This window comes from Bordetella genomosp. 7 (genome assembly GCF_002261415.1).
Lineage (GTDB): Bacteria > Pseudomonadota > Gammaproteobacteria > Burkholderiales > Burkholderiaceae_B > Bordetella_A.
On sequence record NZ_NEVI01000001.1, the window covers coordinates 1 to 26,497 of the forward strand.

27 protein-coding genes are annotated in these 26,497 nt (G+C 65.5%); 12 read left to right on the plus strand and 15 right to left on the minus strand.

All coding sequences use genetic code 11. The annotated features are described in order from the left end of the window. From CAL18_RS00005 to CAL18_RS00015, 3 genes are all read right to left on the minus strand, one after another. The coding region (locus CAL18_RS00005) for a tripartite tricarboxylate transporter permease (protein ID WP_170940262.1) at positions 1 to 656 on the minus strand (656 nt) is incomplete at its 3' end. Positions 657 to 677: 21 nt separating this feature from the next. Next, complete coding sequence (locus tag CAL18_RS00010) at positions 678 to 1,142, minus strand: tripartite tricarboxylate transporter TctB family protein (RefSeq protein WP_094795728.1); 465 nt, start codon at positions 1,140 to 1,142, stop codon at positions 678 to 680. 819 nt (positions 1,143 to 1,961) lie between these two features. Next, positions 1,962 to 2,477, minus strand: coding sequence for an acyl-CoA thioesterase (locus tag CAL18_RS00015; protein ID WP_094817103.1), 516 nt, complete (start codon positions 2,475 to 2,477; stop codon positions 1,962 to 1,964). A 172-nt stretch (positions 2,478 to 2,649) separates the two neighbouring features. Between CAL18_RS00015 and CAL18_RS00020 the strand changes: the two genes are divergently transcribed. Continuing rightward, entirely contained in the window at positions 2,650 to 3,525 is an 876-nt protein-coding gene (locus tag CAL18_RS00020; RefSeq protein ID WP_026639808.1) for a dienelactone hydrolase family protein, read from the plus strand. A gap of 8 nt (positions 3,526 to 3,533) precedes the next feature. Here CAL18_RS00020 and CAL18_RS00025 read toward each other — a convergent pair whose 3' ends face one another. Together CAL18_RS00025 and CAL18_RS00030 are read right to left on the minus strand one after the other, a co-directional pair. Continuing rightward, positions 3,534 to 4,547, minus strand: a complete 1,014-nt coding sequence (locus CAL18_RS00025; protein ID WP_094817104.1) for an MBL fold metallo-hydrolase — start codon at positions 4,545 to 4,547, stop codon at positions 3,534 to 3,536. 51 nt (positions 4,548 to 4,598) lie between these two features. Then, the gene (locus tag CAL18_RS00030) at positions 4,599 to 5,513 is read right to left on the minus strand and encodes a LysR substrate-binding domain-containing protein (protein ID WP_094817105.1); all 915 of its coding nucleotides are present in this window, start codon (positions 5,511 to 5,513) and stop codon (positions 4,599 to 4,601) included. Positions 5,514 to 5,644: 131 nt separating this feature from the next. On the opposite strand from CAL18_RS00030, the gene CAL18_RS00035 reads away from it, so the two are divergent. The 3 genes from CAL18_RS00035 to CAL18_RS00045 are packed head-to-tail and all read left to right on the plus strand — an operon-like array spanning position 5,645 to position 7,306. Further along, a complete protein-coding gene (locus tag CAL18_RS00035; RefSeq protein ID WP_026639811.1) occupies positions 5,645 to 5,902 on the plus strand; it encodes a DUF2917 domain-containing protein in 258 nt (85 codons plus the stop codon). Next, complete coding sequence (locus tag CAL18_RS00040; RefSeq protein ID WP_094795732.1) at positions 5,899 to 6,519, plus strand: 2-hydroxychromene-2-carboxylate isomerase; 621 nt, start codon at positions 5,899 to 5,901, stop codon at positions 6,517 to 6,519. The genes CAL18_RS00035 and CAL18_RS00040 overlap by 4 nt, the downstream gene beginning before the upstream one ends. A 31-nt stretch (positions 6,520 to 6,550) precedes the next feature. Next, positions 6,551 to 7,306 (plus strand): SDR family oxidoreductase, encoded by a 756-nt coding sequence (locus tag CAL18_RS00045; protein WP_026639813.1) that lies wholly within the window; start codon positions 6,551 to 6,553, stop codon positions 7,304 to 7,306. An 18-nt stretch (positions 7,307 to 7,324) separates the two neighbouring features. Here CAL18_RS00045 and CAL18_RS19660 read toward each other — a convergent pair whose 3' ends face one another. The 4 genes from CAL18_RS19660 to CAL18_RS00065 are packed head-to-tail and all read right to left on the minus strand — an operon-like array spanning position 7,325 to position 9,945. Then, on the minus strand, positions 7,325 to 7,492 hold the full coding sequence (locus CAL18_RS19660) for a hypothetical protein (protein ID WP_094817106.1): 168 nt from the start codon (positions 7,490 to 7,492) through the stop codon (positions 7,325 to 7,327). 49 nt (positions 7,493 to 7,541) lie between these two features. Then, on the minus strand, positions 7,542 to 8,330 hold the full coding sequence (gene trpC / locus CAL18_RS00055; RefSeq protein ID WP_026639814.1) for an indole-3-glycerol phosphate synthase TrpC: 789 nt from the start codon (positions 8,328 to 8,330) through the stop codon (positions 7,542 to 7,544). Further along, positions 8,327 to 9,358: an anthranilate phosphoribosyltransferase gene (trpD, locus tag CAL18_RS00060; protein WP_026639815.1), complete on the minus strand. Its 1,032-nt coding sequence runs from the start codon at positions 9,356 to 9,358 to the stop codon at positions 8,327 to 8,329. The genes trpC and trpD overlap by 4 nt, the downstream gene beginning before the upstream one ends. Positions 9,359 to 9,372: 14 nt before the next feature. Then, positions 9,373 to 9,945 (minus strand): anthranilate synthase component II, encoded by a 573-nt coding sequence (locus tag CAL18_RS00065; protein ID WP_026639816.1) that lies wholly within the window; start codon positions 9,943 to 9,945, stop codon positions 9,373 to 9,375. A gap of 691 nt (positions 9,946 to 10,636) precedes the next feature. Here CAL18_RS00065 and CAL18_RS00070 point away from each other — a divergent pair. Both CAL18_RS00070 and pntB read left to right on the plus strand, forming a co-directional pair. Then, positions 10,637 to 12,241, plus strand: a complete 1,605-nt coding sequence (locus CAL18_RS00070; RefSeq protein ID WP_026639817.1) for a Re/Si-specific NAD(P)(+) transhydrogenase subunit alpha — start codon at positions 10,637 to 10,639, stop codon at positions 12,239 to 12,241. Between the two features lie 18 nt (positions 12,242 to 12,259). Further along, entirely contained in the window at positions 12,260 to 13,669 is a 1,410-nt protein-coding gene (gene pntB, locus CAL18_RS00075; RefSeq protein ID WP_094795735.1) for a Re/Si-specific NAD(P)(+) transhydrogenase subunit beta, read from the plus strand. 62 nt (positions 13,670 to 13,731) lie between these two features. On the opposite strand, the gene trpE is transcribed toward pntB, so the two are convergent. From trpE to rpe, 3 genes are all read right to left on the minus strand, one after another. Next, positions 13,732 to 15,252: an anthranilate synthase component I gene (gene trpE / locus CAL18_RS00080; protein WP_026639819.1), complete on the minus strand. Its 1,521-nt coding sequence runs from the start codon at positions 15,250 to 15,252 to the stop codon at positions 13,732 to 13,734. A 260-nt stretch (positions 15,253 to 15,512) separates the two neighbouring features. After that, the gene (locus CAL18_RS00085; RefSeq protein ID WP_026639820.1) at positions 15,513 to 16,250 is read right to left on the minus strand and encodes a phosphoglycolate phosphatase; all 738 of its coding nucleotides are present in this window, start codon (positions 16,248 to 16,250) and stop codon (positions 15,513 to 15,515) included. A gap of 8 nt (positions 16,251 to 16,258) precedes the next feature. Beyond that, positions 16,259 to 16,990 (minus strand): ribulose-phosphate 3-epimerase, encoded by a 732-nt coding sequence (rpe, locus tag CAL18_RS00090; RefSeq protein ID WP_094817107.1) that lies wholly within the window; start codon positions 16,988 to 16,990, stop codon positions 16,259 to 16,261. 100 nt (positions 16,991 to 17,090) lie between these two features. Between rpe and apaG the strand changes: the two genes are divergently transcribed. Genes apaG through CAL18_RS00115 form a run of 5 tightly spaced genes read left to right on the plus strand, consistent with a single transcriptional unit; the run spans position 17,091 to position 21,771 of the window. Further along, complete coding sequence (apaG, locus tag CAL18_RS00095; protein ID WP_026639822.1) at positions 17,091 to 17,465, plus strand: Co2+/Mg2+ efflux protein ApaG; 375 nt, start codon at positions 17,091 to 17,093, stop codon at positions 17,463 to 17,465. 35 nt (positions 17,466 to 17,500) lie between these two features. Beyond that, on the plus strand, positions 17,501 to 18,796 hold the full coding sequence (gene mltA / locus CAL18_RS00100) for a murein transglycosylase A (RefSeq protein WP_026639823.1): 1,296 nt from the start codon (positions 17,501 to 17,503) through the stop codon (positions 18,794 to 18,796). After that, entirely contained in the window at positions 18,793 to 19,962 is a 1,170-nt protein-coding gene (locus CAL18_RS00105) for a UbiH/UbiF family hydroxylase (protein ID WP_094795736.1), read from the plus strand. The genes mltA and CAL18_RS00105 overlap by 4 nt, the downstream gene beginning before the upstream one ends. Positions 19,963 to 19,980: 18 nt before the next feature. Then, complete coding sequence (locus CAL18_RS00110; protein ID WP_094817108.1) at positions 19,981 to 20,787, plus strand: DsbC family protein; 807 nt, start codon at positions 19,981 to 19,983, stop codon at positions 20,785 to 20,787. 27 nt (positions 20,788 to 20,814) lie between these two features. After that, positions 20,815 to 21,771, plus strand: coding sequence for a D-2-hydroxyacid dehydrogenase family protein (locus CAL18_RS00115; protein WP_026639826.1), 957 nt, complete (start codon positions 20,815 to 20,817; stop codon positions 21,769 to 21,771). Positions 21,772 to 21,817: 46 nt separating this feature from the next. Here CAL18_RS00115 and ttcA read toward each other — a convergent pair whose 3' ends face one another. Both ttcA and folB read right to left on the minus strand, forming a co-directional pair. Continuing rightward, a complete protein-coding gene (gene ttcA / locus CAL18_RS00120) occupies positions 21,818 to 22,789 on the minus strand; it encodes a tRNA 2-thiocytidine(32) synthetase TtcA (protein ID WP_094817109.1) in 972 nt (323 codons plus the stop codon). Positions 22,790 to 22,798: 9 nt separating this feature from the next. Next, positions 22,799 to 23,158, minus strand: a complete 360-nt coding sequence (folB, locus tag CAL18_RS00125; protein WP_026639828.1) for a dihydroneopterin aldolase — start codon at positions 23,156 to 23,158, stop codon at positions 22,799 to 22,801. Between the two features lie 114 nt (positions 23,159 to 23,272). Between folB and CAL18_RS00130 the strand changes: the two genes are divergently transcribed. After that, a complete protein-coding gene (locus tag CAL18_RS00130; RefSeq protein ID WP_094817110.1) occupies positions 23,273 to 24,169 on the plus strand; it encodes an NAD(P)/FAD-dependent oxidoreductase in 897 nt (298 codons plus the stop codon). A gap of 547 nt (positions 24,170 to 24,716) precedes the next feature. Here the strand turns inward: CAL18_RS00130 and CAL18_RS00135 are convergent. Continuing rightward, positions 24,717 to 26,480 carry a M61 family metallopeptidase gene (locus tag CAL18_RS00135; RefSeq protein WP_094817111.1) on the minus strand — a complete coding sequence of 588 codons (1,764 nt, stop codon included), beginning with the start codon at positions 26,478 to 26,480 and terminating at the stop codon, positions 24,717 to 24,719. Positions 26,481 to 26,497 lie beyond the last annotated feature (17 nt).

Below are 26,497 nucleotides of genomic sequence, written 5' to 3' on the forward strand. Positions count from 1 at the left end.
ATTTCGGCAAAGCCGAACACGCCCATGGCCACGATGGCGAAGTCGATGCCGTCCTGCAATTCGGGAATGCCGAAGTCGTAGCGGGCCACGCCGGAGTTCACGTCGGTGCCCACCATGCCCAGCAGCAGGCCCAGCAGGATCATGCAGATGGCCTTGGGCAGCGAGCCCGAGGCCAGCACCACGGCGCCGATCAGGCCCAGGGTCATCAGCGAGAAGTATTCGGCAGGGCCGAACTTGAAGGCCACTTCAGCCAGCGGGGGCGCGAAGGCGGCGATCAGCATGGTGGTGACGCTGCCGGCGAAGAATGAGCCGACGGCAGCCAGCGAGAGCGCCGCGCCGGCGCGGCCGTTACGCGCCATCTGGTGGCCGTCGAGCACGGTGACCACCGCCGAGGTTTCTCCGGGCAGGTTGACCAGGATGGCGGTCGTGGAGCCACCGTACTGGGTGCCGTAGTAAATGCCGGCCAGCATGATCAGCCCGGCCACCGGCGGCAGCACGTAGGTGATGGGCAGCAGCATGGCGATGGTGGGCACGGGGCCCAGGCCGGGCAGCACGCCGACGAGCGTGCCCAGGATGCAGCCCAGCAACGCGTACAGCAGGTTTTCAGGGGTGACCGCGACGGAGAATCCGAGCGCGAGGTGTTCGAGCAATTCCATGATGTTGTCTTCCCCTTGGTTTTAATTCATGCCCAGAAACGTCGGCCACAGCGGGAAGATCAGCCCCAGGCCCTTGACGAATGCCAGCCAGCAGAAGACCACCAGGAAAATGGCGTTGACCACTGCGACGCGCCAGCTGAACTCGAAGCTGGCGATGCTGCTGCCTACCACCAGCAGGAAGATCGACAGGTACAGGCCCAGGGGGCGCAGCAACAGGCCGAACAGCACGACGGAGCCGATGATGATGAACAGGATCTTGAAGTCGAAGCGATCGACGGTGGTTGCGGTGGCTTTCGGGGAAAGCGCGCCCAGCGCGACCACTGCGCCCAGCACGGCCAGGCAGATGCCCAGCCAGAACGGGAAATAGCCGGGGCCCATCCGGGCGGCGGTGCCCATGCTGTATTGGGTAGCCCCGAAGGCGAATCCCAATCCGATCAGGGCGAACATCACCCCTGACCAGAAATCCTGTTTATTCCTTAGCTGCATAGAAGGTCTCCGTATTGTGCCGTGCCAGGTGGGTAGACCTGTAAGGCGGAGACGCAGGGCCGAGGGACGCAAGAGGCTTGGACATGAAACATATAAAAAAAATATGGCACGGCGGAGCGAGCCATATCGGGTTCTGCAAGCGTCCGGACACTGAGCGCACCGCCAGCACGCTTAGTCCAAGTCGGGTGGATCGTATCACGATGTAGTTCGGAATTCTGTTGGTGAATCCACGCAGATTCCCCTGGTCTTATATCGTGGAATGGCGCTTGCGGACACGGGATTTCCCTCGGTTCGGGCGTGCGTGGACGCTCTTGGTTCGAACGGCGCGCAAGTGGCCGTAGATCGTGGCGGGCAGACAAAGTCAACTCTTGCAGCGTGTCAGATATAAAAGGGCGATGCGCTTGCCGGGCACGTGTCACCCTGACTTTCGATATTGGCCGCTACGGCGCACAGAGCAGGACGCTTGCCGCTCTCGTTGCTGTGCATGCGCAAAGCGCCGGCATAACGGGCGGGCGGCGGCGCATCGGGTATGGGGACGCCATTTTCCGACAACGACAAATAATTCTTATCAGATCGTCGTCAACGTCGAATTCTTTAAACAATTACATGGATGTAACGCGTTTGCACATTGTCCACGGAATGGACAAGAAGGCGCGGCGCGGGTGTTGGCGCCACGGCGTTCTTGCTGCCGGCATCAATGCATCCATGGAGCGCTGCCCGCCCGTCCGATACCCAGCCAATACACAGGCGTGCATACAGATACTAGGGAAAATCCTGAGAAATTTGGCGGTATGTACGTTGCTGTGCCGCAACAGAACGCTAGCTGGCCGGGCTGTCGGCCGGGTCCTGCGCGCGCCGCTTGATTTCCTGGTGGTGGCGTTCCATGGCTTGCCGGAGTTCGCGGCGCTGCAATGCGGCCTCATAACGCTGCCGTTGCTCAAGCGTGTGTACTTGCAGTTGCGGCACGGGGGTTGGCTGGCCGCTGTCGTCCACGGCAACCATCGTGAAGAAACAGCTGTTGGCGTGCCGCACGACCTGCGCGCGGATGTCTTCGGTAATTACCTTGATGCCCACTTCCATCGATGTGCGGCCCGTGTAGTTGACGGACGCCAGGAACGTGACCAGTTCGCCCACATGGATAGGCTGGCGGAACATGACCTGGTCTACCGAGAGCGTGACCACATAATGGCCGGCATAGCGGCTCGCACAGGCGTAGGCGACCTGGTCCAGGTACTTGAGGATGGTGCCGCCGTGGACGTTGCCCGAGAAGTTCGCCATATCGGGCGTCATCAGGATGGTCATGGAAAGCTGGTGGCTTGCAGTGTCTGCTTGCATGGCTCGCACACGGGATGTCAAAACATCATGGTAATCCGTGCATGCCGCGCCGGGAGGAAACTTGTCGCGCTAGCCACGAAACGGGGTCATCGATTGTGCAAGACGCCGCAGGTCTGCGGATGCATAATGGCCTGCGTGCCGTGTACGGGCGGCCCACCCAAGGAGATTCCTCATGTCCCGAGATTCGCAGTTCGACAGCCTGCTGCCGCCTCTGCGGCTGGACCGGCGCGCCTTTGTGGTTACGGCCCTGGCCACCGGCTTTACCGCGGCCACCGGTCATGCAGCAGCATCCACCGCCATCAGCACCTCTGCGGACGGCCTGCAGGCAGGCGAAGTCCAGATCCCCGTGCCCGGCGGCAATATGCCGGCGTATCGGGCGGCTCCCCAGGGCGGCAAGTCGCTGCCCACCGTGCTGGTGATCAGCGAAATCTTTGGCGTGCACGAGTACATCAAGGATGTATGCCGCCGCCTGGCCAAGGCCGGATACCTGGCCATTGCGCCCGAACTGTTTGCGCGGCAGGGCGACGCGTCCAAGTTCACCGAAATAGCCCGCCTGCGCGCCGAAATTATCGATAAAGTGCCCGACGCGCAGGTCATGGCCGACCTGGACGCCACGGCGGCCTGGGCGGCCGGGAATGGGGGCAACCCCGAACGCCTGTTGATCACGGGCTTTTGCTGGGGAGGCCGCATCGTGTGGTTGTATTCGGCGCACAACCCCAACCTGCGTGCGGGCGCGGCATGGTATGGCCATGTGCGCAACACCACCAGCCCGATCAAGCCGCAAGATCCCATCGCGCTGGCGGGACGCCTGAACGCGCCGGTGTTGGGCTTGTATGGCGAGGCCGACGCGGGCATTCCGGTGGCGGACGTCGAACAGATGCGCGAGGCGCTGGGCAAAGGCTCGGAAGCAGCCAGGCAATCGCAGATACGCCTGTATAAAGATGCGCCCCATGCGTTTCATGCCGATTACCGGCCCAGCTACCGCAAAGAGCCCGCCGAAGACGCCTGGCGACGCATGCTCGACTGGTTCGAGCGCTACGGCGGGTAAGCCGCGCGCTACGGCTTGCGCACGCGCTGCTGCAGCGGAGCGTATTCGGCCGGCACCCACGCATAACCGTGACCATCGGTGCGCACGTGGCCCAGGCCCGGAAACGGCAGGTGCGCGCCTGCCACCCAGAGTTTGTCGCGCGCTGCGTCGGCGAAGACTTTCTTGCGGCTGGCGATGGCCTGGGCGCTGTCTACGTCGAATTCGATGGCGACTTCAGGCCGTGCGAACTGCACCGCATGGTTGTGCACGATGTCGCCCCATACCAGCAGGCTCTCGCGCCCGGACGTGAACAGGTATGAAGTGTGGCCGGGTGTATGGCCCGGTGTCGGCACGGCGCGTACGCCGGGCAGCAGCGTTTCACCGGGCTGGTAAGTAAGAAACTTGCCGGTAGCCTGGTAGGGCGCAACGGCGTCGCGCGACATCTTGAAAAACGGCTGGACATCGGCGGGCGCCTGCGCGGCGACGGTCTGGCTCAACCAGAAGTCGGCGTCGGCGCGCGCAGCATAGACGTCGGCGTTGGGAAAACGGGGGGTGCCCTGCGCGGTGAGCAGCCCGCAGGCATGGTCGGGGTGCAAGTGCGTGAGCATTACGGCATCGATCTGCTCGGGCTGAAAGCCCGCGGCCCGCAGGCCTTCGGCCAGGCCGCCGGCGGTGGGGCCCATGCAAGGCCCGGCGCCCGTGTCCACCAGCACCAGGTGTTTGCCGTTCTGGATGACATAGGCGTTGACGGCAGTCTGTACGCCCGGGTCAGCCGGCACGAACATGGTGGCCAGCAGGGTCTGGATGTCGGCCGCAGTGGCGCCGGTGAGCAGGCCGGGATCGACATCGAGATAGCCGTCATACAGGGCGGTTACCACGAAATCGCCCAGCGCCATGCGATAAAAGCCGGGGGCCTGCGCCGTTTGCAGCGGGGCGGCCGCGTGCGCGGGGAGTGCGGCCCCGGCGCCGGCCACCAGGGCCGTTGCAGCCAGACTGAATGCGCCCAGCAAGCGGCGCGGCAGGAAACAGACCGGAAAACGCATGACAGATAGCTCCGTTGAATCAGGCCGTAGGTGCGTCGAGGATAGCGCGAATCAAGGCAGCATGCGCGCCGTGGCCCGCGCCTGGGCGGCGAGCCAGTCGGCCACGGTATCTACGTCGGGCGATCGAGCATGCGCGCCGCGCATCATGAAGTAGGCATGACGGGACGCGCTTTGCAGCGGCGGGCCCACGGCCACCAGCCGCTGCTGCGCCAGCAGCGGCTCGACCAGTGCCTGGCGGCCCAGCGCGACGCCGTGGCCGGCCAGCGCGGCGTGCACGATCTGGTCGTATTGATTGAAACGCAGCATGCCTTTGGGGCGCACGCTTCCCAGCTGGTGGGCCTGCAGCCACTCAGCCCATTGCAACCATGGGCGCGTGGGATCATCGAACTCCAGCAGCACCAGGCGCGGCAGGCTCAAGGCGTCGATTGCGCCGATACCCTGGGACGGGTGCGCCACCGGCGCCACCGCCTCGCCAAACAGCCATTGCGCGCCTTCGGGCGCGGCATCGCGGGGCGTGTACCGGATGGCAATGTCTACGCCGTCGCGTTCAATGTCGAGCAGGCGATTATCGGCAGCGACCCGCACATCGACGGCCGGATGCTGTGCCTGGAATTCACCCAGCCTGGGCAACAGCCACAGCGAGGCCACCCCTATGGTGGTGGTGACCGTCACGGGAATACGGCGCTCGGGGGCGCGCCATTGCCCCGCCAGTTCCCCCAATTGAGACAGCCACGGGTCGGCCATGTGGAACAACCGGGCGCCTTCGGACGTGAATGCCACGGAGCGGAACCCCCGCTTGAGCAAAGGCACGCCCAGGTGCGCCTCCAGGGCGCGCACCTGGCGGCTGATGGCCGACTGCGTCAGGTGCAGGTCGCGCGCCGCGGCGGTGATGCTCATGCGCCGGCCCACTGCGACGAATCCGCGTATCAAGTCCAGGGGAGGCAGCTTGGAAAGGGGATATGACATTCCTGTAGCGCATGCGAATGCGACGTGGAAATCGGTTGAACAATCATACCCGGACGGCGTTCAATAAGGCGTACTGGATCAACACATGCGTGGCGCGGAACCCTGCCGCCATGCAGCGGCGGAGAACTTCGATGGCCGGCGAACCGATCAGCCTGTATTGCGCAACGGGAATGTCAATGGCATTGACGCGCGATCCGGTGCGGGTGCGGCGCGTGCCGGGCCTGCGTATTCTTTGCCAGGCCGGCGTGGCATGGGTATCGGAATATCGGTGCCGCGACGACTACGTGCTTGGCGCCGGCGACACCGTGCGCCTGCGCGGCAATCGCGATATTGTGATGAGCGGGCTGCCCGACGCGCGGGTGGCGCTTTTCCTGGAGCCTACGTCATGACTGCAACTGCCTTGCCCTGCGAATTGTGGTTCGACTTCGCCAGCCCCTATAGCTACCTGGCGGTCGAGCGCGTCGAGCCCCTGGCTCGCCAGGCCGGCGTCGATGTCGTGTTGCGGCCGTTTCTGCTTGGTCCGATTTTCCAGGCGCAGGGGTGGAACGATTCGCCCTTTCGCCTGTTTCCCGGCAAGGGCGCATACATGATGCGCGACGTCGCGCGCCTGGCGGACAAGTACGGCATTGCCTACCAGCGACCCAGCCAGTTTCCGCGCATGAGTGTCCTGGCTGCGCGCGTGGCATTGCTGGGGCAAGAGCAGCCCTGGGGCGCCGGGTTCTGCCGTGCGGTGTTTCGCGCCAACTTTGCCGGCGATCTCGACATCCAGGACGAGTCCGTCGTGCGCAATTTGCTGCAAGCCCTGGACGTAAATGGCTCCGCCCTGGTGGAGCAGGCTCGCCAGGAAACCACCAAAGAGGCCTTGCGACGCCGCGTCGACCGGGCTCGCGAACTGGGCATCTTCGGCGCCCCTACCCTGATGGTGGGTAGCGAGATGTTCTGGGGCAACGACCGTCTGGAAGATGCCTTGCAATGGGCTGCAAGCGGGCGCAAGGCCGGGTCTTGAAACTGCCGCCCGGTTAAACAGGAGATCGACAATGTCTACCGACAAGAAAGTCATGATCGTCACCGGAGCCAGCCGCGGCATCGGCGCGGCTGTCGCCATGCTGGCCGCCCGGCGCGGCTACAGCGTCTGCGTCAATTATCGCCATCGCCGCGACGCGGCCGACGAGGTGGTGGCGGCCATCCGCGCCGAAGGCGGCCAGGCGATCGCCGTCGCAGCGGACATGGCCGACGAGGCGCAAGTCGTGCAGCTGTTCCAGGCGGTAGACCGCGAGCTGGGGCGCGTAGACGCCCTGGTCAACAATGCGGGGGTGCTGGAAACCCAGATGCGCGTAGAGGACATGGATGCGGCACGCGTCTCGCGCATCCTGGCCACCAACGTCGTAGGCGCGCTGGTCTGTTGCCGCGAGGCGGTGCGCCGCATGGCCCCCCGGCACGGCGGCCGGGGCGGGGCGATCGTCAACGTGTCGTCGGTGGCCGCCCGCCTGGGCTCGCCGGGCGAATACGTCGACTACGCGGCGTCCAAGGGCGCGCTGGATACGCTGACCATCGGGCTGTCGAAAGAAGTGGCTGCCGACGGCATCCGCGTCAACGCGGTACGCCCGGGAACGATATATACCGATATGCATGCCAGCGGCGGCGAGCCCGGCCGGGTTGATCGCCTGGCAAGTTCGATTCCGCTGCAGCGCGGCGGCACCGTCGACGAAGTGGCCGGCGCCGTGATGTGGTTTTTCTCGGAAGAGGCCGGCTATACCACCGGCTCGTTCATCGAGGTGTCGGGCGGCAAGTAGCCCTGCGCGCCCCACTGCCTATCGGCCGGTATTGGGGTAGTCGGGGCCCGCGTCATGAAAGCCGCCGGTGCTGTAAGGATTGACGGCGCCCGGGTGGGGCGGCCCCGCGCGGTGCGGGCCGTCGGCGCAGCCGGAAAGCAGCAGGGCGCAGGCGGCCAGGGTCAGCCAATGTAAACGAGATTTCATGATGGTCTCCTGAGAGTCTGGAGCGGGCTGTCGTACGCCGGCGTACGACTCACTCCATCAGCCGCGCCAGTTCCACTCCGGGATCGTCCGCACGCATGAACGCTTCGCCAACCAGGAAGGCGTCTACGTTGTGGCGCCGCATCAGTTGGACGTCTTCCGGAGAGAGAATGCCGCTTTCGGTAATGACCCGCTTGCCGGCGGGGATCATGGGCAGCAGGTCCAGGGTGTTCTGCAAGCTGGTTTCAAAGGTGCGCAGATTGCGGTTGTTGATGCCGAGCAAGGGCGTCTGCAGGCTGAGCGCGACGTCGAGTTCCTTGGCGTCGTGCACTTCCACAAGCACATCCATGCCCAGTTCAAACGCGACGGCTTCCAGTTCGCGCAGGTGGGTGGGTGTCAGGGCGGCCACGATCAACAGCACGCAGTCGGCGCCCATGGCGCGCGCGGAGATGACCTGGTAGGGGTCGATGATGAAATCTTTGCGCAGCACGGGCAGCGGGCAAGCCGCGCGGGCGCGCCGCAGATTGTCGTGCGAGCCCTGGAAAAACTGCACGTCGGTCAGTACCGACAGGCACGCCGCGCCGTGCACCGCATAGGTGGCCGCGATGGCCGCCGGGTCGAAGTTTTCGCGCAGCACGCCCTTGGAGGGCGACGCTTTCTTGATTTCGGCAATGACGCCGGCCTTGCCCTGGGCGATCTTGTCTTCAATGGCCTGGGCAAAACCGCGCACGTCCTGGCGCGCCTGCGCCTCGCGCAGCAGCTCTGCTTCGCTGCGCATTTGGCGCGCGGTTGCGACTTCCTCAGCCTTGACGGCGAGAATCCTCGCGAGAATGTCGTTCATTTCAGGAATTTCCGGGTATATGTGCAGAACTCTTCCAGCTTGGCTCGCGCCGCGCCGTTAGCAATCGTTTCAAAAGCCAATTTCAGGGCTTCGGCAATGGTGGGGGCCTTGTTGCCGGCATAAATGGCCAAGCCGGCATTGAACCCGACGATGTCGCGGGCAACTCCGTCGACATTGTCCAACGCCTGGATGACAAGCTCGCGGGATTCTTCACGGTTGCTTACCTTGATGCCCCGATTAGACACCATTGCCAACCCATAGTCTTCGGGATGGATTTCATATTCGCGCACTTCACCATCCTTGAGCTCTCCCACCATGGTGGAACCGCCCAGCGAAGCTTCGTCCATGCCATCTTTGCCATGCACCACCAACACGTGGCGCGACCCCAGGCGCTGCAAAACTCGTACCTGAATGCCGACCAGGTCGGGGTGGAACACGCCCATCAGCTGGTTGGCCGCGTTGGCGGGGTTGGTGAGCGGCCCGAGGATATTGAAAATGGTACGCACGCCCAGCTCTTTGCGCACGGGCGCCACGTTCTTCATGGCGCTATGGTGCGCGGGGGCGAACATGAACCCGATACCGGTGGCCTGAATGCATTCGGCGACTTCGGCGGGGCTGAGCGCCAGGTTCGCGCCCAGGGCTTCCAGCACGTCGGCGCTGCCGGACGAGGAAGACGCGCTGCGGCCGCCATGCTTGGCGATCGGCACGCCTGCGGCCGCCGCCACGAACATGGCAGTGGTCGAAATATTGAAGGTATGGCTGCCGTCGCCGCCGGTGCCGCACATGTCGAGCAGGTCTTGCGGATTGGGCGTGACCACCGGGGTGGCGAACTCGCGCATGACCTGGGCGGCGGCGGTGATTTCGCCGACGGTTTCTTTCTTGACCCGCAACCCCATCAGCAGCGCGCTGGCAATCTGCGGCGACATTTCGCCGCGCATCAGCATGCGCATCAGGTGCAGCATTTCATCGTGGAAAATTTCGCGATGCTCGATGCAGCGCGTCAGGGCTTCGGTGGGCGAGATGGACATGGTGTCGGTTCCTTTTATTGGATGTTCAGGAAGTTGCGCAGCAGGTCATGCCCATGCTCGCTCAGCACGGACTCGGGGTGAAACTGTACGCCGTATACCGGCAGTGTCTTGTGGCGCACGCCCATGATGTCGCCATCGGGCGCGGCGGCGGTCACTTCCAGGCAGTCGGGCAGCGTATCGCGCGCGATCGTCAGCGAGTTGTAGCGAATGACGGTATATGGCGAGGGCAGCCCCGCGAAAATGTCGGTGCCCCGATGCGTGATCTGCACGGTCTTGCCGTGCATGATCTGGGGGGCCCGCACAATGTCGCCGCCGTAGGCCGCGCCGATGGCCTGGTGGCCCAGGCATACCCCCAGGATGGGCACCTGGCCGGCAAAACGCTGGATCAGGGCCACCGACACCCCGGCTTCGGCCGGTGAGCAGGGGCCCGGCGACACGCAGATGCGGTCGGGTCGCAGCGCGGCGATTTCGTCGAGCGTGATCTGGTCGTTGCGGGCGACCTGCACATCCTGCCCCAGCTCGCCAAAGTACTGCACCAGGTTGTACGTGAAGGAATCGTAGTTATCGATCATCAGCAATCTAGACATGGCGATTCCTGTGCGTGGCAGAGAGCGGGAGTGTTTTGTTGTGGAATTTCAAGGGTTTGGGCGCGAGCGAACCCGCCCGGCGCCACCCTGGGAAGGGGCGATCATGGGTGACTGCGGGGAACAAGAGTACGGGCATTGGGCAGGTCTCCTTGGGTGTTGGAGCCGCCGTGCCGGAGTGCCATTCTGCTAAACCTTGCCTGCCGGTACGGCGGCAAGGTGCGGTTCGGGAACCGCAGCAACGTGCCGCTTCCTATTGGAAGCGCCACCACTTAGCAATATTGATCGATGTGATACGGGTCATGGCCGACCGGATGTTCGTTGGTTGCGGCAAGTTGCCACAAGTGAGGGGAATATTACCATGCGTGGCGCGCTCCGGCACATCCGGCCCTGCTCGAATGCATGCCGGTTTCCGCAGCGCGGAACGACTGCGCGCAAGTTGCCACGGGACTCGCAAGTTGCGTCATCATGCGCGATTTTGGTGCGCGGAAGCCTCATAAGCATGTAAGCTTCTGCTGCTGAACACAGTACGGCTGGCGTGTCGTTTCCGGCGATCCCGGAAGTCCCTGTCCGCAGTCATCGATCCACCGAAAATCAACAAAATACCAATCAACGTCGCATCCCATGCGGCATTGTGTGCATCGGCTCGCCTGTGGCAGTGGGCGATGCCATGCAATTCTTGAGGATGTTGTGTATGCAAGCTCAATCGACACCGCAGGCGCAGCGCATCGGGATTCCGCGCGAAACCTTTGCCGGCGAAAAGCGCGTCGCATCGGTGCCCGATGCCGTCGCGAAGCTGGTCAAGCTGGGGTTCCAGGTAGCGGTGGAATCCGGGGCGGGGGAAGCCGCCAATTTCAGCGACGACGCCTACCGGGAGGCGGGCGCCGAGATTATTGACGGGGCTGCCGCGCTGTGGAGCGCGTCCGACATCGTGTTCAAGGTGCGCCCGCCCACCGCCGACGAAGTGTCGCTCATGCGCGAAGGCGGCATGCTGGTGGGCTTTATCTGGCCGGCCCAGAATCCGGAGCTGATGCAGCAGCTGGCCGCCAGGAAGGCGACGGTGCTGGCCATCGACAGCCTGCCGCGCACCTTGTCGCGCGCACAGAAAATGGACGCGCTGACCTCGATGGCAGGCGTCAGCGGTTACCGCGCCGTGATCGAGGCCGCCAACGCCTTCGGGCGCTACTTCAATGGGCAGATCACGGCGGCGGGCAAGGTTCCGCCGGCCAAAGTGTTTGTCGCCGGCGCCGGCGTGGCCGGGCTGGCCGCCATCGGCACGGCCGCGAACCTGGGCGCCATTGTGCGCGCCAACGATACGCGGGCCGAGGTCGCCGACCAGGTCAAGTCGCTGGGTGGCGAGTTCGTCAAGGTCGACTACGAAGAAGAAGGCTCGGGCGGCGGCGGGTACGCCAAGGTCATGAGCGAGGGCTTCCAGGCGGCTCAGCGGGCGATGTATGCAGAGCAGGTCAAGGACGCCGACATCGTCATCACCACGGCGTTGATTCCCGGCAAGCCGGCCCCCAAGCTCATTACCGCAGACATGGTGCGCTCGATGCGCCCGGGCAGCGTGATCGTGGACATGGCCGGCGAGCAGGGCGGCAATTGCGAGCTTACCGTGCCGGGCGAGGCCGTGGTGCGCCATGGCGTGACCATCATCGGCTATACGGACCTGGCGTCGCGCCTTGCGAAGCAGTCGTCCACCCTTTATGCCACCAACCTGCTGCGCCTGGCCGAAGAGCTGTGCAAGGCAAAGGATGGCGTGGCAGTGGTCAACATGGAAGACGACGCGATCCGCGGCCTGACCGTCATCAACGCGGGCGAAGTCACCTGGCCCGCGCCGCCGCTGAAGCCCGCCGCGACCCCGCCGGCCAAGCCGGCCGCCGCGCCTGCGGCGAAGCCCGGCGGGCATGGCCACGGCGCCACCGGGCCGCTGCCGGCCAAGGCGGTGGCGGGCATTTTCGCGGCAGCTGCCGTTGCCTTCTGGTTCATCGGCAGTTATGCGCCCGCAGCCTTCCTGGGCCATTTCACGGTATTCGTGCTGGCTTGCTTCATCGGATACATGGTGGTGTGGAACGTCACGCCCGCGCTGCACACCCCGCTGATGAGCGTGACCAACGCCATTTCCAGCATCATCGCCATCGGCGCGCTGGTGCAGATTGCATCGCCCGACGCGGGGCAGGCGGGCCGGCCCGACGAATTGATCCGCTGGCTGGCGTTCATTGCGCTGGTGCTCACGGCCGTCAATATGTTCGGCGGCTTCGCCGTCACCCGCCGCATGCTGGCCATGTTCCGTAAATAATAAGTAGAGAAGAACATCATGTCCCAAAGTCTTGCTACGGTGGCGTACCTGGGCGCCGCCATCTTGTTCATCCTGAGCCTGGGAGGGCTGTCCAACCCCGAGACTTCGCGGCGCGGAAACTGGTTCGGTATTTTCGGCATGGCCCTGGCCGTGTTGGCCACGGTGTTCGGGCCTCGTGTCGATGCATCGGGCATTGCCTGGATCGTGGCAGCGCTGGTCATAGGCGGCGCCATAGGCCTGTACGCCGCCCGGATAGTCAAAATGACCCAGATGCCGGAACTGGTGGCCCTGATGCACAGCCTGGTGGGCCTCGCCGCCTGCCTGGTGGGGTTTGCCAGCTACGTCGATACCTCGTTGCAGCTCCAGGGCGCCGAGAAAGTCATCCACGAAATCGAGATCTATGTCGGCATCCTGATCGGCGCGGTAACGTTCTCGGGTTCGCTGATCGCTTTCGGCAAGCTCAATGGCCGCATCGGCGGCAGGCCGCTGCTGCTTCCGGCGCGCCATTGGCTGAACCTGGCCGCGCTGCTGGTGGTGATCTGGTTCGGGCGTGAGTTCATTCGCGCCGATTCGGTGGCCGACGGCATGGTGCCCCTGCTGGTAATGACGGCAATCGCCCTGTTGTTCGGCGTGCACATGGTCATGGCCATCGGCGGCGCCGACATGCCGGTGGTGGTGTCCATGCTCAACAGTTATTCGGGCTGGGCGGCGGCCGCCACCGGATTCATGCTGAGCAATGACTTGCTCATCGTCACGGGGGCGCTGGTCGGTTCTTCGGGCGCGATTCTGTCGTACATCATGTGCACCGCGATGAACCGCAATTTCATCAGCGTGATCGCCGGCGGCTTCGGGTCGGGCGCTTCGTCCGCCAAAAAGGGCGATGCGGCCGAGCAACAGGGTGAAGTCACCCCCATCGGCGCCGCCGAAACCGCCGAGATGCTGCGCGAGGCCAAGAGCGTGGTGATCGTGCCGGGCTACGGCATGGCGGTGGCGCAGGCCCAGCACACCGTCAACGACATTACCCGCACGCTGCGCGAAAAAGGCGTCGATGTCCGCTTCGCCATCCATCCGGTGGCCGGCCGCATGCCGGGGCACATGAACGTGCTGCTGGCCGAAGCCAAGGTTCCGTACGACATCGTGATGGAAATGGACGAGATCAACGACGATTTCCCCGATACCGATGTGGCCATCGTTATCGGCGCCAACGACATCGTCAACCCCGCCGCGCAAGAAGACCCGGGCAGTCCTATTGCCGGCATGCCGGTGCTTGAAGTGTGGCGCGCCCGCAATTCCATCGTGATGAAGCGGTCCATGGCGTCGGGGTATGCCGGGGTGGACAACCCGCTGTTCTACAAAGAGAACAACCGCATGTTGTTCGGCGACGCCAAGCAGATGCTGGACGAAGTGCTGGGCGCCCTGAAGGCGTAACGAAGGCGCTCGCGCCTGCCGCCACCGTGCGGCGGCAGGCGCGAGCGCCCGCAGGCGCCGCGTCAGATGGGCTCGTCAAGCCCGTGCTGCACCTGTTCGGCGGCGCGCAGCACGGCGCGGGCCTTGGCCTCGGTTTCGGCCCATTCGAGCTCGGGGTCGGAATCCGCCACAATGCCTGCGGCCGCCTGCACGTATAGCGTGCCATCCTTGATGACACCGGTACGGATGGCGATTGCCACGTCCATTTCGCCGCCGTAGCTCAGGTAGCCGGCCGCGCCGCCGTAGATGCCGCGGCGCACCGGCTCGAGTTCGTCGATGATTTCCATGGCGCGCACCTTGGGCGCGCCCGTAAGCGTGCCGGCAGGGAAGGCGGCGCGCAGCACGTCCATGCTGCTCATGCCCGGGTTCAGGGCGCCGGTCACGTTGGACACCAGATGCATGACGTGCGAATAGCGTTCGATCGTCATGGTGTCGGTGACCTTTACCGAGCCCACTTCGGCCACCCGGCCCACGTCGTTGCGCGCCAGGTCTATCAGCATGACGTGTTCGGCGATTTCTTTCGGATCCGCGCGCAGTTCTTCGGCAAGCGCCAGGTCTTGTTCCGGGGTGGCGCCGCGCTTGCGCGTGCCGGCCAGCGGACGAATGGTGATCTGCGATTTGGGCGTGCCGTTGTCGCTGACCTGTTCCTGCCGCACCAGGATCTCGGGCGACGCGCCCACCACCTGGAAGTCGCCGAAGTTCCAGAAGTACATATAGGGCGACGGGTTCAGCGAGCGCAGCGCGCGGTACAGCGACAGCGGCGAGTCGCGGAACGGCTTGGCGATCACCTGGCCGACCTGGACCTGCATCAGGTCGCCCGCCGCGATGTATTCCTTGGCGCGGCGCACGGCGGCCAGGTAGTCTTCCTTTTTGAAGTCGCGCCGTTCTTCGGTCTGCATGCTGGCGTGGCTGTAGGGAATGTCCACGGGGCGACGCAGTTTGGCGCGCAGATCCAGCAGGCGCTGCTGCGCGCGGCTATAGGCCTCGGGCTGCGAGGGGTCGGCATACACCATCAGGTAGGTGCGGCCGGCCAGGTTGTCGACGATCACAAGTTCATCGACGTGCATCAGCATGATGTCGGGCGTGCCGCCCTGCATGCCGGCCGGAAACGGCTTGGTGGCCGGGCCCAGTCGCGGTTCGATGTGGCGCACCGTGTCGTAGCCGAAGTAACCGGCCAGGCCGCCGCAAAAACGGGGCATGCCGGGGCGCACGGCTACCTTGAAGCGGCCCTGGTACTGCTCGATGAAAGCGAGCGGATCGCCCTGGTTCGTCTCGATTACCTGCCCGTCGCGCAACACTTCGGTGGTGGTGCCTTCGGCCCGGATCACAGTGCGCGCCGGCAGGCCGATGAACGAATACCGTCCGAAGCGCTCGCCGCCGACCACCGATTCCATCAGGCAGCTCATGCGCCCGCCCTGCGCGCCGCTGTGGGCCAGTTTCAGATAGATGGCCAGCGGCGTATCCAGGTCGGCGTAGGTTTCGGCCACCAGCGGAATGCGGTTGTATCCCTGTGCTGCCAGTGCTTTGAATTCAATTTCGGTCATGGGGGTCTCGCAGGTTTCTTGGGGGCTACGGGCCGGGCACGCAACAAAAAAGCCCGGTCCAGTGATGGGTCCGGGCTTAGGCGCTGTGTTCGTACAGCTTCGGCACTAGTCGGCAAACGCGTCCAGGGCCGGGAAGGGAATCATCGCCACCCGGAAGACCAACGCCACCAGCGCCACGCGGCGCTGTGCTGGAAGGTCTTGGGGCAGGCGATCATTGATGAGAAAAATCTGCTTGTTGCGCTGGAGGCAAAGCGCCGGGATCAGGAGGCCGCGCCATCCAGGGCGGCTGCCGGATTTCCGGGCTGGCCCTTGGTGCGGTCGGCGTTCCAGAGTGCGATCCACTGGGCGGCTTCGACGATGCCGGCAACTATACCATCGACATCCAGGCTGTGCACATCCTGCCCTTCGTTGTAGCCGTAAGGCACGGCCAGCACTTGCACGCCGGCGGCGCGGCCCGCCAGTGCGTCGTTGACCGAGTCGCCGATCGCCACGGCCTGCGCCGGGGCCACGCCCAGGCGCTCGCAGGCGTACAGCATCTGGTCGGGGTCGGGCTTGCGGCGCGCGCAGGTGTCTCCGCACACCACTTCCTGGAAAAAGCCCGCCAGGCCGGTGCGCTGCAATAGCGGCAGGGTGAACTCGGTGGGCTTGTTGGTGACGACAGCCAGCTTCAGGCCCTGGTCGCGCAGCGCTTTCAGTCCTTCGATGACGCCGTCGAATACCGTCGCCTTGTCGCCGTTTACCAGGTGATAGTGGCGGAAAAACGATGCGCGGGCGCGGGCGAACAGCTCGGGGTCGGGTTCGGCATCGTGCAGCGAGCCGGCCAGCGCTCGGCGCACCAGGTTGTCGACGCCTTTGCCTACGAAAGTGGCGATTACGTCTTCGCGCAGGGGGGGCATGCCCAATTCGATGCGCATGGCGTTGGCGGCATGGGCCAGGTCGGGCACCGAGTCGAGCAGGGTGCCGTCCAGGTCGAGCAGAACGGCGTGGAATGTGGTCATGACGGGCCTCACGCGGTCAGGGTGCCGGCCTTCGCGATTTCGGCGCGCAGGGCCTGGATGACCGCGCCGTAATCGGGCTTGCCGAAAATGGCCGAACCGGCCACGAAGGTATCTGCCCCGGCGGCGCGGATCTGCGCGATATTGTCGACTTTCACCCCGCCGTCGACTTCAAGCAGGATGGGCTGGCCGCCCTGTTGCGTCCAGCGGTCGATGCGCGCCCGCGCATCGCGCAGCTTGGCCAGCGTGCCGGGAATGAAGCTCTGGCCGCCGAAGCCGGGGTTTACCGACATCAGGAGCACCACGTCGAGCAGGTCCATGACGTGGTCCATGGCGTCCAGGGAGCTGGCCGGATTGAACACCAGGCCGGCCTGGCAGCCGTGGTCGCGGATCAGCGACAGGGTGCGGTGCACATGGCGCGAGGCTTCGGGGTGGAAGGTGATGATGTTGGCGCCCGCCTTGGCAAACTGGGGAATCAGTTCGTCGACCGGCTCGACCATCAGATGCACGTCGATAGGCACCGGCACGTGCGGACGGATTGCGGCGCAGACCATCGGGCCGATGGTCAGGTTGGGAACGTAATGGTTGTCCATGACGTCGAAGTGGATCCAGTCGGCGCCGGCGTCGACGACATTGCGGACTTCTTCGCCCAGGCGGGCGAAGTCGGCAGACAGGATACTGGGCGCGATACGAGTGGCGGCCTGAGACGCAGTAGGCATGATGATCGGGGTTTCCGCGGGCATAATGTGCCATTATTGTAGTTTGCCGTACCAGAATGCCGCCCGGTCCGGTTACAACCGCCCGCGGCAGGCTCCCTTTACCAGCGCTCATCGGGAAAGGCCCGTGAAACCCTACGACCTGACCGTCACCGTTGCTCCGGTTTTCGTGCCCGAGCAATCCGATCCCGCCGAACAGCAGTATGTGTTCGCCTACACGGTGCGCATCACCAATACCGGCGAGCACCCTGCGCAAGTCATCAGCCGCCACTGGATCATCACGGACGGCGACCAGCGTGTCCACGAAGTGCGTGGCCTGGGGGTAGTGGGGCAGCAGCCGCTGCTGGCTCCCGGCGAAACCTTCGAATACACCAGCGGCTGTCCGCTGAACACCCCCGTGGGCACCATGAGGGGTACTTACCATTGCGTGGGCGAGAACGGAATTCCGTTCGAGGTGCCCATCCCCGAATTCCTGCTGGCCATGCCCCGCACGCTGCACTGACACGGCGGCATGCCGGCATTTTTCCGTATTTGTACATGAAGCGTTTACTGAGCCTGTTGTGCATGCCGCCGCTGTTGGCGGCATGCAGCCTGACGCAAGTTCCGCCCGAGCCGGGCCAGCAGGCGCCGGCCGCCTCGCCGGGCGCGCCATCTGTGACCGGACCGCTGGTCGTGCCGCCGCTGTCGGCGTTGCCGGACACGCCCGCGCGGGCGCTGGGCGGGCGCTTCCAGCGGGCAAACTGGGCCGACCTGCCGGGCTGGTCGGCCGACGACCTGTCTCAGCTGTGGCCGCTGTTCATCCGCAACTGCAAGGGGCTGATGCGGCCCACCAGCGGCAACCTGGCCGCGCCGGCGCGCGCCGCGCCACGGGTCTGGCAGCCGGTTTGCGCGGCCGCCGCCGATCTTGGGCAAGATCCCCTCGACGCCGCCACGGTGCGGGAATTCGTGCAGACGCATCTGCAGCCCTGGCGCCTGAGCGGCGCCGACGGCCGCCCGGCCGCCAACACGGTCACGGGCTACTACGAACCGTTGGTGCGCGGGTCGCGGCGGCAGGGCGGGGTGTACCAGTGGCCGCTTTACGCCGTGCCCGACGATCTGCTCACCATCGACCTGGGCGCGGTATACCCGGAATTGGCCGGCAAGCGGGTGCGCGGCAAGCTGGTGGGCAAGCGGGTGGTGCCCTACGACACGCGCGCCGCCATTGAGTCGTCGAACCGCAAGCCGCCGGCCATCGTCTGGGTTGACGACCCCGTCGACAACTTTTTCCTGCAGGTGCAGGGGTCCGGCCGCGTGCTGCTGACCGACGGGCCGGACGCGGGCACCACAATACGGGTGGCGTATGCCGACCACAACGGCCAGCCTTATGCATCCATCGGACGCTGGCTGATCGACAAGGGCGAATTGGGCGCCGACCAGGCTTCGATGCAGAATATACGGGCCTGGGCGCAGCGCAACCCGCAGCGCGTGCGCGAAATGCTCAATGCCAATCCGGCGGTGGTTTTTTTTCGCGAAGAGGCCGTCACCGACCCCGAGCTCGGTCCCAAGGGCGCCTACGGCATTCCGCTGGCGCCGCGTCGTTCCATTGCCGTGGACGCCGGTTTCGTGCCGCTGGGTGCGCCGGTGTACCTGGCCACGACGTGGCCGGCTTCCGACCGGCCGCTGCGGCGCCTGGTATTCGCGCAAGATACCGGCGCCGCCATCCGCGGCGCCGCGCGGGCCGACTTTTACTGGGGATATGGCGACGAGGCCGGCGCCCTGGCGGGCCGCATGAAACAGCGCGGCCAGATGTGGGTGCTGTGGCCCCGGCAGGCAGGGGAGCCCAGCGCGCGATGACTCACCAGATAGTCGTTTGCGGCGCCGGCATTATTGGTTTGGCCAGCGCCCTGGCGCTGGCGCGTCGCGGGCTGCGCGTCGCGTTGCTGGCGCCTGCATCGACGGTGCCCGCCGCCGACCCCGATACCTATCATCCGCGTGTCTATGCCATATCGCCGGCCAGCCAGAAGTTCCTGGCCGGGCTGGGAATCTGGGACGCCCTTCCGACCGCACGCATCACGCCGGTGCAGGCCATGGAAATCCATGGCGACGCGGACGGCCGGGTCGACCTCGATGCCTGGCATGCGGCGCAGCCGCAGCTGGCCTGGATCGTCGAGTCCGGTGAAATCGAACGCGTGCTGATCCAGGCCGTGCGCATGTTCGCGATTCCGTGGTTGCCCGAACGTTGCGTGGGGTACCGCGATGGCGCGGTGGAAACCAGCTCGGGGCAGTGGCTGCGCGCCGAGCTGTTCGTGGGCGCCGATGGCGCTTCTTCGCCCCTGCGCGCCGCGGCCGGCATTGCGCACAAATCAGTGCCATACGAAGACACGGGCCTGGTGGCGCACCTTGACGCCGAACGCCCGCACCATGGCACGGCTTTCCAGTGGTTCCGCGACGACGGCGTGCTGGCGCTGCTGCCGCTGCCCGATACGTCGGCGGGGCCGCAGGTATCGATGGTGTGGTCCATGCACAACCCGCAGGCGGCGGCGTTGCAGGCGCTGGCTCCGCAAGAACAGGCCGATCGGCTGCAAGACATGCTTGCGCAGGCTTCGCACGGGCGGCTGGGCCGCCTGACGCTGCGCGGCAAGGTGCACGGTTTTCCGCTGACGCTGGATCAGGCGCAAATGACGGCGCCGGGCATCGCGCTTGCCGGCGATGCCGCGCATCGCGTGCACCCGTTGGCGGGGCAGGGCCTGAACCTGGGGCTGGGCGATGTCGAAGCGCTGGCGCGCATCGTGGCAGAGCGCGAGCCCTACCGCACGGCCGGCGACCCGCGGGTGTTGCGCCGCTACCAGCGCGCCCGCGCCGAGTCGGTGTTGGCCATGCGGTTGGCTACCGACGGCCTTTACCGGCTGTTTGGCGCTCGGGCGGCGCCGCTGGCCTGGCTGCGCAATGCAGGCATGCAATGGGTGGACGCCGCGCCCGTCCTGAAGCGCTATTTGATCAACGGGGCCTCGCGCAATTAAGCCGGGCCAGGAGTACTCATGAACTTCCGAATTTCCGCAGTCTTGTCCAGCGCCGCATGCGCGGTGGGGTTGGCCCTGGCGGGCAGCGCGTGGGCGCAGGCGCCCGCTGCGCAGCAGGACAAGGTTTATTCCACCGGGTCGGGCGCGCAGGCGCCGGCGGGCAAATCCTATTCCACCGATTCTGTCGCTGACCCGGCCGCGCAGGCCGTCAAAGATCGCTTCGCGCAGCGGTTCGGCGAACTCAGTGTGACGGCCGTGCGCCGCACCCCCTATGGCATTTTCGAAGTGCAGCTGGGCACCGAGCTGGTCTACACCGACGAAAACGTGACCTGGGTGATGGAAGGCCCGCTCATCGACGCGGCCACGCGGCGCGACGTCACGCGGGAGCGCCAGGAAAAGCTGGGTGCGGCGGCGTTTGACGAACTGCCGCTGGACATGGCCGTCAAGCAGGTGCGCGGCGACGGGTCGCGCAAGATGGCCATTTTCGAAGACCCCAACTGCGGCTATTGCAAGCAACTGCACAAGACGCTGCAAGACGTCGACAACCTGACCATCTACACCTTCCTGTATCCGGTGCTGACGCCCGATTCCACGACCAAGTCGCGCAACGTCTGGTGCGCCAAGGACCAGGCTCGGGTGTGGCAAGACTGGATGCTGCGCGGCCAGACGCCGCCGAGCGCCGAATGCGACGCGCCTATCCAGCAGGTGCTGGCGCTGGGGCAGAAGCTGATGGTGCGCGGCACGCCCGCCATCTTCTTCGAGGACGGCAGCCGCCTCAACGGCGCTGCGCCGCTTGAAATGATCGAGGCCCGTCTGGGCCAATAACCGGAGCTTGCCGTGAATGACGATGCCATCAAGGTCGCGCTGCTGGATGACTACCACGGCGTGGCCGAACGCTACGCCGACTGGAGCACGCTGGGCGCCAACGTCCAGGTGCAGTCGTTTCGCGACTACCTGCCCGAAAGCGCGCGGGTGCAAGCGCTGCAGCCGTTCGATGTCATCGTCGCCATGCGCGAGCGCACCCCGTTTCCCGCGCAACTGGTCAATGCCCTGCCCAGGTTGCGCCTGCTTATCACCACGGGCATGCGCAACCTGGCCATCGACATGGATGCCTGCCGTGATCGCGGCGTGGTCGTCTGCGGGGCGCCGGGCAGCGCGGACGCCAATACGGCCACGGCCGAACTGGCCTGGGCCCACATCCTTGCGCTGTTCAAGAACCTGACCATCGAAGACGCCAATATGCGGCGGGGCCTGTGGCAGACCGGCATGCCCCAGCCGCTGGCAGGCAAGTGCCTGGGCGTGGTGGGGCTGGGCAAGCTGGGCGCCGCGGTGGCCCAGGTGGGCAAGGCCTTCGGCATGCAGGTGCTGGCCTGGAGCCCCAACCTGACGCCCGAGCGTGCGCAGGCCGCTGGCGTCGGGTTCGCATCCAAGCACGAGCTCTTCGCCAACGCGGATGTGGTCAGCCTGCACCTGGTCCTGAGCGAAAGCACGCGCCAGGTCGTGGACGTCGCCGCGCTGGCCGCCATGAAGCCCACCGCGTTCCTGGTGAATACGTCGCGCGCGGGTCTGGTCGATCAAGACGCCCTGGTCGATGCACTGCGCAAAGGCCGGCTGGCCGGCGCCGGCCTGGATGTGTTTCCCGAAGAGCCGCTGCCCGCCACCGATACGCTGCGCGCGTTGGACAACGTGGTGCTTACGCCGCATCTGGGGTATGTCAGCCCCGAGAACTTCACGGTGTTCTACCGCAGCGCCCTGGAAGCGGTGCAGGCCTGGATGGCCGGCAACCCCATACGCGTTCTCAACGCGTAAAAACCCCGTAACGGCTGCCTGACGGCGGGGCGGCCGGCGCGGCCGCCTAGCGCCGCTCGAACATCACTTTCTGTTCGGTCAGTGCGGGTTCATTGTCGGCGCAGCCCTCGCCGGCGCCGCCGTGCGGCGTCGCGGGTTCCGACGGGTCGATGTGGTCGAACGCCGTATCGCCGCCGGCATCGGGCACTCCGGTGGGCTTCAGGCCCGCGAAGTCGAACAGGTCGCGGTCCATCAAGTGCGACGGCACGATGCGCGACAGCGCATTGAACACGTTCCATGAACGACCGGGATGCCGGCGGTCCCACTCGCGGATCATGCGGCCCACTTCTTGCCGCTTCAGGTTTTCCTGCGAGCCGCACAGGTTGCACGGAATGATGGGAAACTGCTTGAATGCCGCGTAGGCGATAAGGTCGCTCTCGGGCACATAGGCCAGGGGGCGGATCACCGTATGCCGGCCGTCATCCGACACGAGCTTGGGCGGCATGGCCTTGGCCTTGCCGCCGTAGAACAGGTTCAGGAAAAACGTCGCAAGAATGTCGTCCCGGTGGTGACCCAGCGCGATCTTGGTGGCGCCCAGTTCGCTTGCCACCCGGTACAGGATGCCGCGCCGCAGCCGCGAACACAGCGAACACATGGTTTTTCCCTCGGGAATGACCCGGGTCACGATCGAATACGTGTCCTGTGTCTCGATGTGAAAGGGCACGCCCAGCGAACTCAGGTAATTGGGCAGGACATCGGCCGGAAAGCCGGGCTGCTTCTGGTCGAGATTCACCGCGACGATGTCGAACGAAAAGGGGGCCCGCTTGCGCAGATTGATCAGGATGTCGAGCAGCGAATACGAATCTTTGCCGCCCGACAGGCACACCATGACGCGGTCGCCTTCCTCGATCATGTTGTAGTCGGAGATCGCGCGGGTAGTTTCGCGCGCCAGGCGTTTGCTGAGCTTATTGCCCTCATGGCGGATCTTTTCTTCGGCGGGAGTACGCGCCACGGGGGCGGTGTCGACAAGGTCTTGCATGACAGGAGCCTAGCGGTTGATCTGTATTTCGACGCCCACGGCCGCGCAGTCGGAGAACGCCATGGGTTTGCTGATGCGCAGGCGCAGCGCCCGCACCTCGTCGAAGTCGCGCAACAGGCGCGCCGCCACCTGTTCCGTCAGTGTTTCGATCAGGTTGACGTGGGCCTGCGTGCATTCTTCGACAATGGCTTCGCGCAGGCGGCGATAGTCGAGCACGCTGTGGATATCGTGATCGTCGACCGTGCGCGTGATGTCGACGTCGAATTCGGCGTCGATATGCAGGGGTTGGGTCGCGCGGCGTTCGTGTTCAAGGATGCCGATACGGGCGTCCAGTGCCAGCCCGGAAAGGATGATGCGGCGTGTAGGCATGATGAATACCTAAAAGACAGAAACGGGATTGTAAGGCGGGCGGCGCGGCTGGCTACAATCCGGGCTGATGTGCCGCGGGCGGCGCAATGCTAAGCCTTACGGAAGACGAGTTTCATGCAGCAATACGACGCAGTGATCGTGGGCGGCGGCCCGGCCGGCGCCTCTTGCGCCATCTGGCTTGCCCGGCTGGGCCTGGATGCGCTGCTGGTCGAGGCCGCCGGGCAACCCGGCGGGCTTGCCCACGACAACCCGTTCAACGATGACTGGATCGCCGTGCTGCCCGACGTCACGGGCCAGCAGGTCGCAGCCAATATTGCCCGCAGCGTGCGGGCCGCCGGGGTGGCCACGCGGCTGAACACGGTGGCGCGCCGGGTGGTTTGTCGCGACGGCGGTTTTGACGTGGAACTCGAGGCAGAGGGCCAGGCAATGCAGGCGCGAGGGCGTGCGCTGGTGATCGCCTCCGGTGTGCGTGCCCGTGGCCTGCCGGGCCGGCCCGCGGACGCCGCCTGGCCCGGCGTGCTGGTCGGTCCGGGCTCGGCCATCATGGCGCAGGACTACACCGGCCAGTCGGTGGCGGTGCTGGGCGGCGGCGATAACGCGTTCGAGAATTTCGTCTACGTGCGCAATCGCGGCGCACGCGAAGTACATCTGTACGCGCGTACCGTGCGCGCCCAGCAGCAATGGGTGGCGCGCGCCGGCAACGAGGGCGTGCATGTCGGCCAATATGTGGTCGATCCGGCGGCGCGCACCGTCAACGGCCAGGCGTACGACCTGATCCTGGTGTTCTACGGCTGGGAGCCGCAAGCCGCCTTCGCCGATGGCCTGGGCCTGCAGCGCGATCCGCGTGGTTACATCCACACCGACCCGGCCACGGCCGAGACCAGCGTGGCGGGCGTGTACGCCATAGGCGAAGTGGCCAACCGCATGCATCCGTGCGTGGTGACCTCCATGGCCGACGGCGTGGTCGCCGCCAAAGCCATCCAGCGCCGCCACGAACGCGGCGCAGCATAAAGGCAGCCGTATCCGCGCGAGGTGTCTGACACCCTCCGGGAGTCAGACACCGGTGGCACCTAGAAGGCGCCGTTAGCGCAGTGTCTGACTCCCGAAGGGTGTCAGACACCGATGGCACGCAGAAGGCGTCGTTACTGCAGTGTCTGACTCCCGAAGGGTGTCAGACACCGACGGCAGGCAGAAGGCGTCGTTACTGCAGTGTCTGACTCCCGAAGGGTGTCAGACACCGACGGCAGGCAGAAGGCGTCGTTACCGCAGTGTCTGACTCCCGAAGGGTGTCAGACACCGACGGCAGGCAGAAGGCGTCGTTACTGCAGTGTCTGACTCCCGAAGGGTGTCAGACACCGACGGCAGGCAGAAGGCGCCGTTACTGCAGTGTCTGACTCCCGAAGGGTGTCAGACACCGACGGCAGGCAGAAGGCGCCGTTACTGCAGTGTCTGACTCCCGAAGGGTGTCAGACACCGACGGCGGGCAGAAGGCGTCGTTACTGCAGTGTCTTCTCCGTGCGCCGGGCAGGACGCTGGACGGCCCAAACCGCGCCTTCCGTTATTTGGCAGTCAGCACACAATCCAGCGCGGCCGGCGGCGCCAGCCGCACCGTAAAGGCCCGCAGTTCGTCGCGGCGGAACACGTGCACGGTAACGCGGTCGCCCGGTCGATACTGGGCCAGCAACTGTTCCAGCCCGGCCGAATCATCGACCCGCAAGCCGTCGATGGCCACCAGGGTATCGCCGGCGGCCAGCCCGCCCTTATGTGCCGCGCCGCCTTCGAGCACCGTGGTCAGCACCAGGGAGTCTGCCTGCTTGCGCGTGCGCACGTCCAGCGACGGGATGTTCAGGGATGCCTTCCATTGCAGCCCGATGCCATGTGGCGCCAGCAGTTCGGCCAACGGCACGTCGGCCGTGCCGTAGGCGTATCGCGCCACAAAGCGGCGCACATCCACGCCGGTGGCCTCGCGCACCAGTGCGGGCAGTGCGTCTTCGGGTACGCCCACCGGCTTGCCGCGATAAAAATCCCGGCCGTAGCGCCGCCACAGCAGCCGCATCACGTCGTCCAGCGACGCCGCCCCACCGCTTTCGCGGCGGATCGTCAGGTCCAGGCCCAGCGCCACCAGCGCACCCTTGGTGTAGTAGCTCACCAGCGCGTTGGGTGAGTTTTCGTCCTGCTTGTAGTAGCGCGTCCAGGCGTCGAACGAGCTTTCGGCCACCGATTGCTTGTGGCGCCCGGGCGTGCGCGCCACGCTGGTGATGGTCTTGGCCAGCAGGCGCAGATAGTCGGCCAGGCTTACCGTGCCAGAGCGCAGCAGCATCAGGTCGTCGTAATACGACGTAAAGCCTTCAAATACCCAAAGCAGGCGCGTCAGGGCCGGCTGTTGCAACGAATAGGGCGCAAAGGCGGCGGGCTTGATGCGCTTGACGTTCCAGGTGTGGAAATATTCGTGGCTGAGCAGCCCCAGAAAGCCGCGGTAGCCATCGCCCTGGCCTTGCTGGCCTTGCACGGGAAGGTCTTTGCGCGAGGCCATCAGTGCCGTGCTGGCGCGATGTTCCAGGCCGCCGTAGCCGTCGCCCACCACCATGGTCATGAACACATAGCGGTCGCTGCTGTCCAGGAACGGCGCGCGCTTGCTGCGAGGTTCAAAAAGTGCGATCTGCGCTTCGCAGATGCGGCGGGCGTCGTCGGCGATGCGTGCCAGGTCCAGCCGCGGCGCCACGCCGGTGAACACCAGCTCGTGCTCCGCGCCATGCGCGGTAAAGCGCGCCACCTGTGGCGTGCCCATTTCCACGGGGTGATCGATCAGGGCGTCGTAATCGGGAGCCAGGTAGCGGCCAAAACCGTGGCGCCGTGCCGCGCCGGCGTAGCCGCGCGCTACGGGCAGGCTGGTATAGACCTTCCAGCCATCGATGCCCCGCGGGGGCTCCAGGTCGAGCAGACAGGGCGCCGATTCGCGACCTTCTACGCGCAGGAATACGCTCGTGCCGTTGAAAAATCCGTGCGTTTCGTCCAGGTGCGCGCCGCGCACCGACAGGTCCCAGGCGTAGACCGTGTACTCGACCTGCAGCGGCCCTTCGCAAGGCGCGGCCTGCCAGGTATGGTTGTCGATCTTGGTTACGGCAACCGCGCGGCCGCCGGCACGGGCGTGCAGCGTTTCGATCTGCCGGGAAAAATCGCGGATCAGGTAGCTGCCGGGTATCCAGGCGGGCAATGCCAGGCGCTGGCCGGCGGAGTCCGGCTCGGGCACCGTCAAGGTGACGCGGTAGCGGTGGCCGGCGGGGTCGTAAGGCTCAAGGCGGTAAATTACGGGTTTGTCCATTGCGGTATCTTACTTTC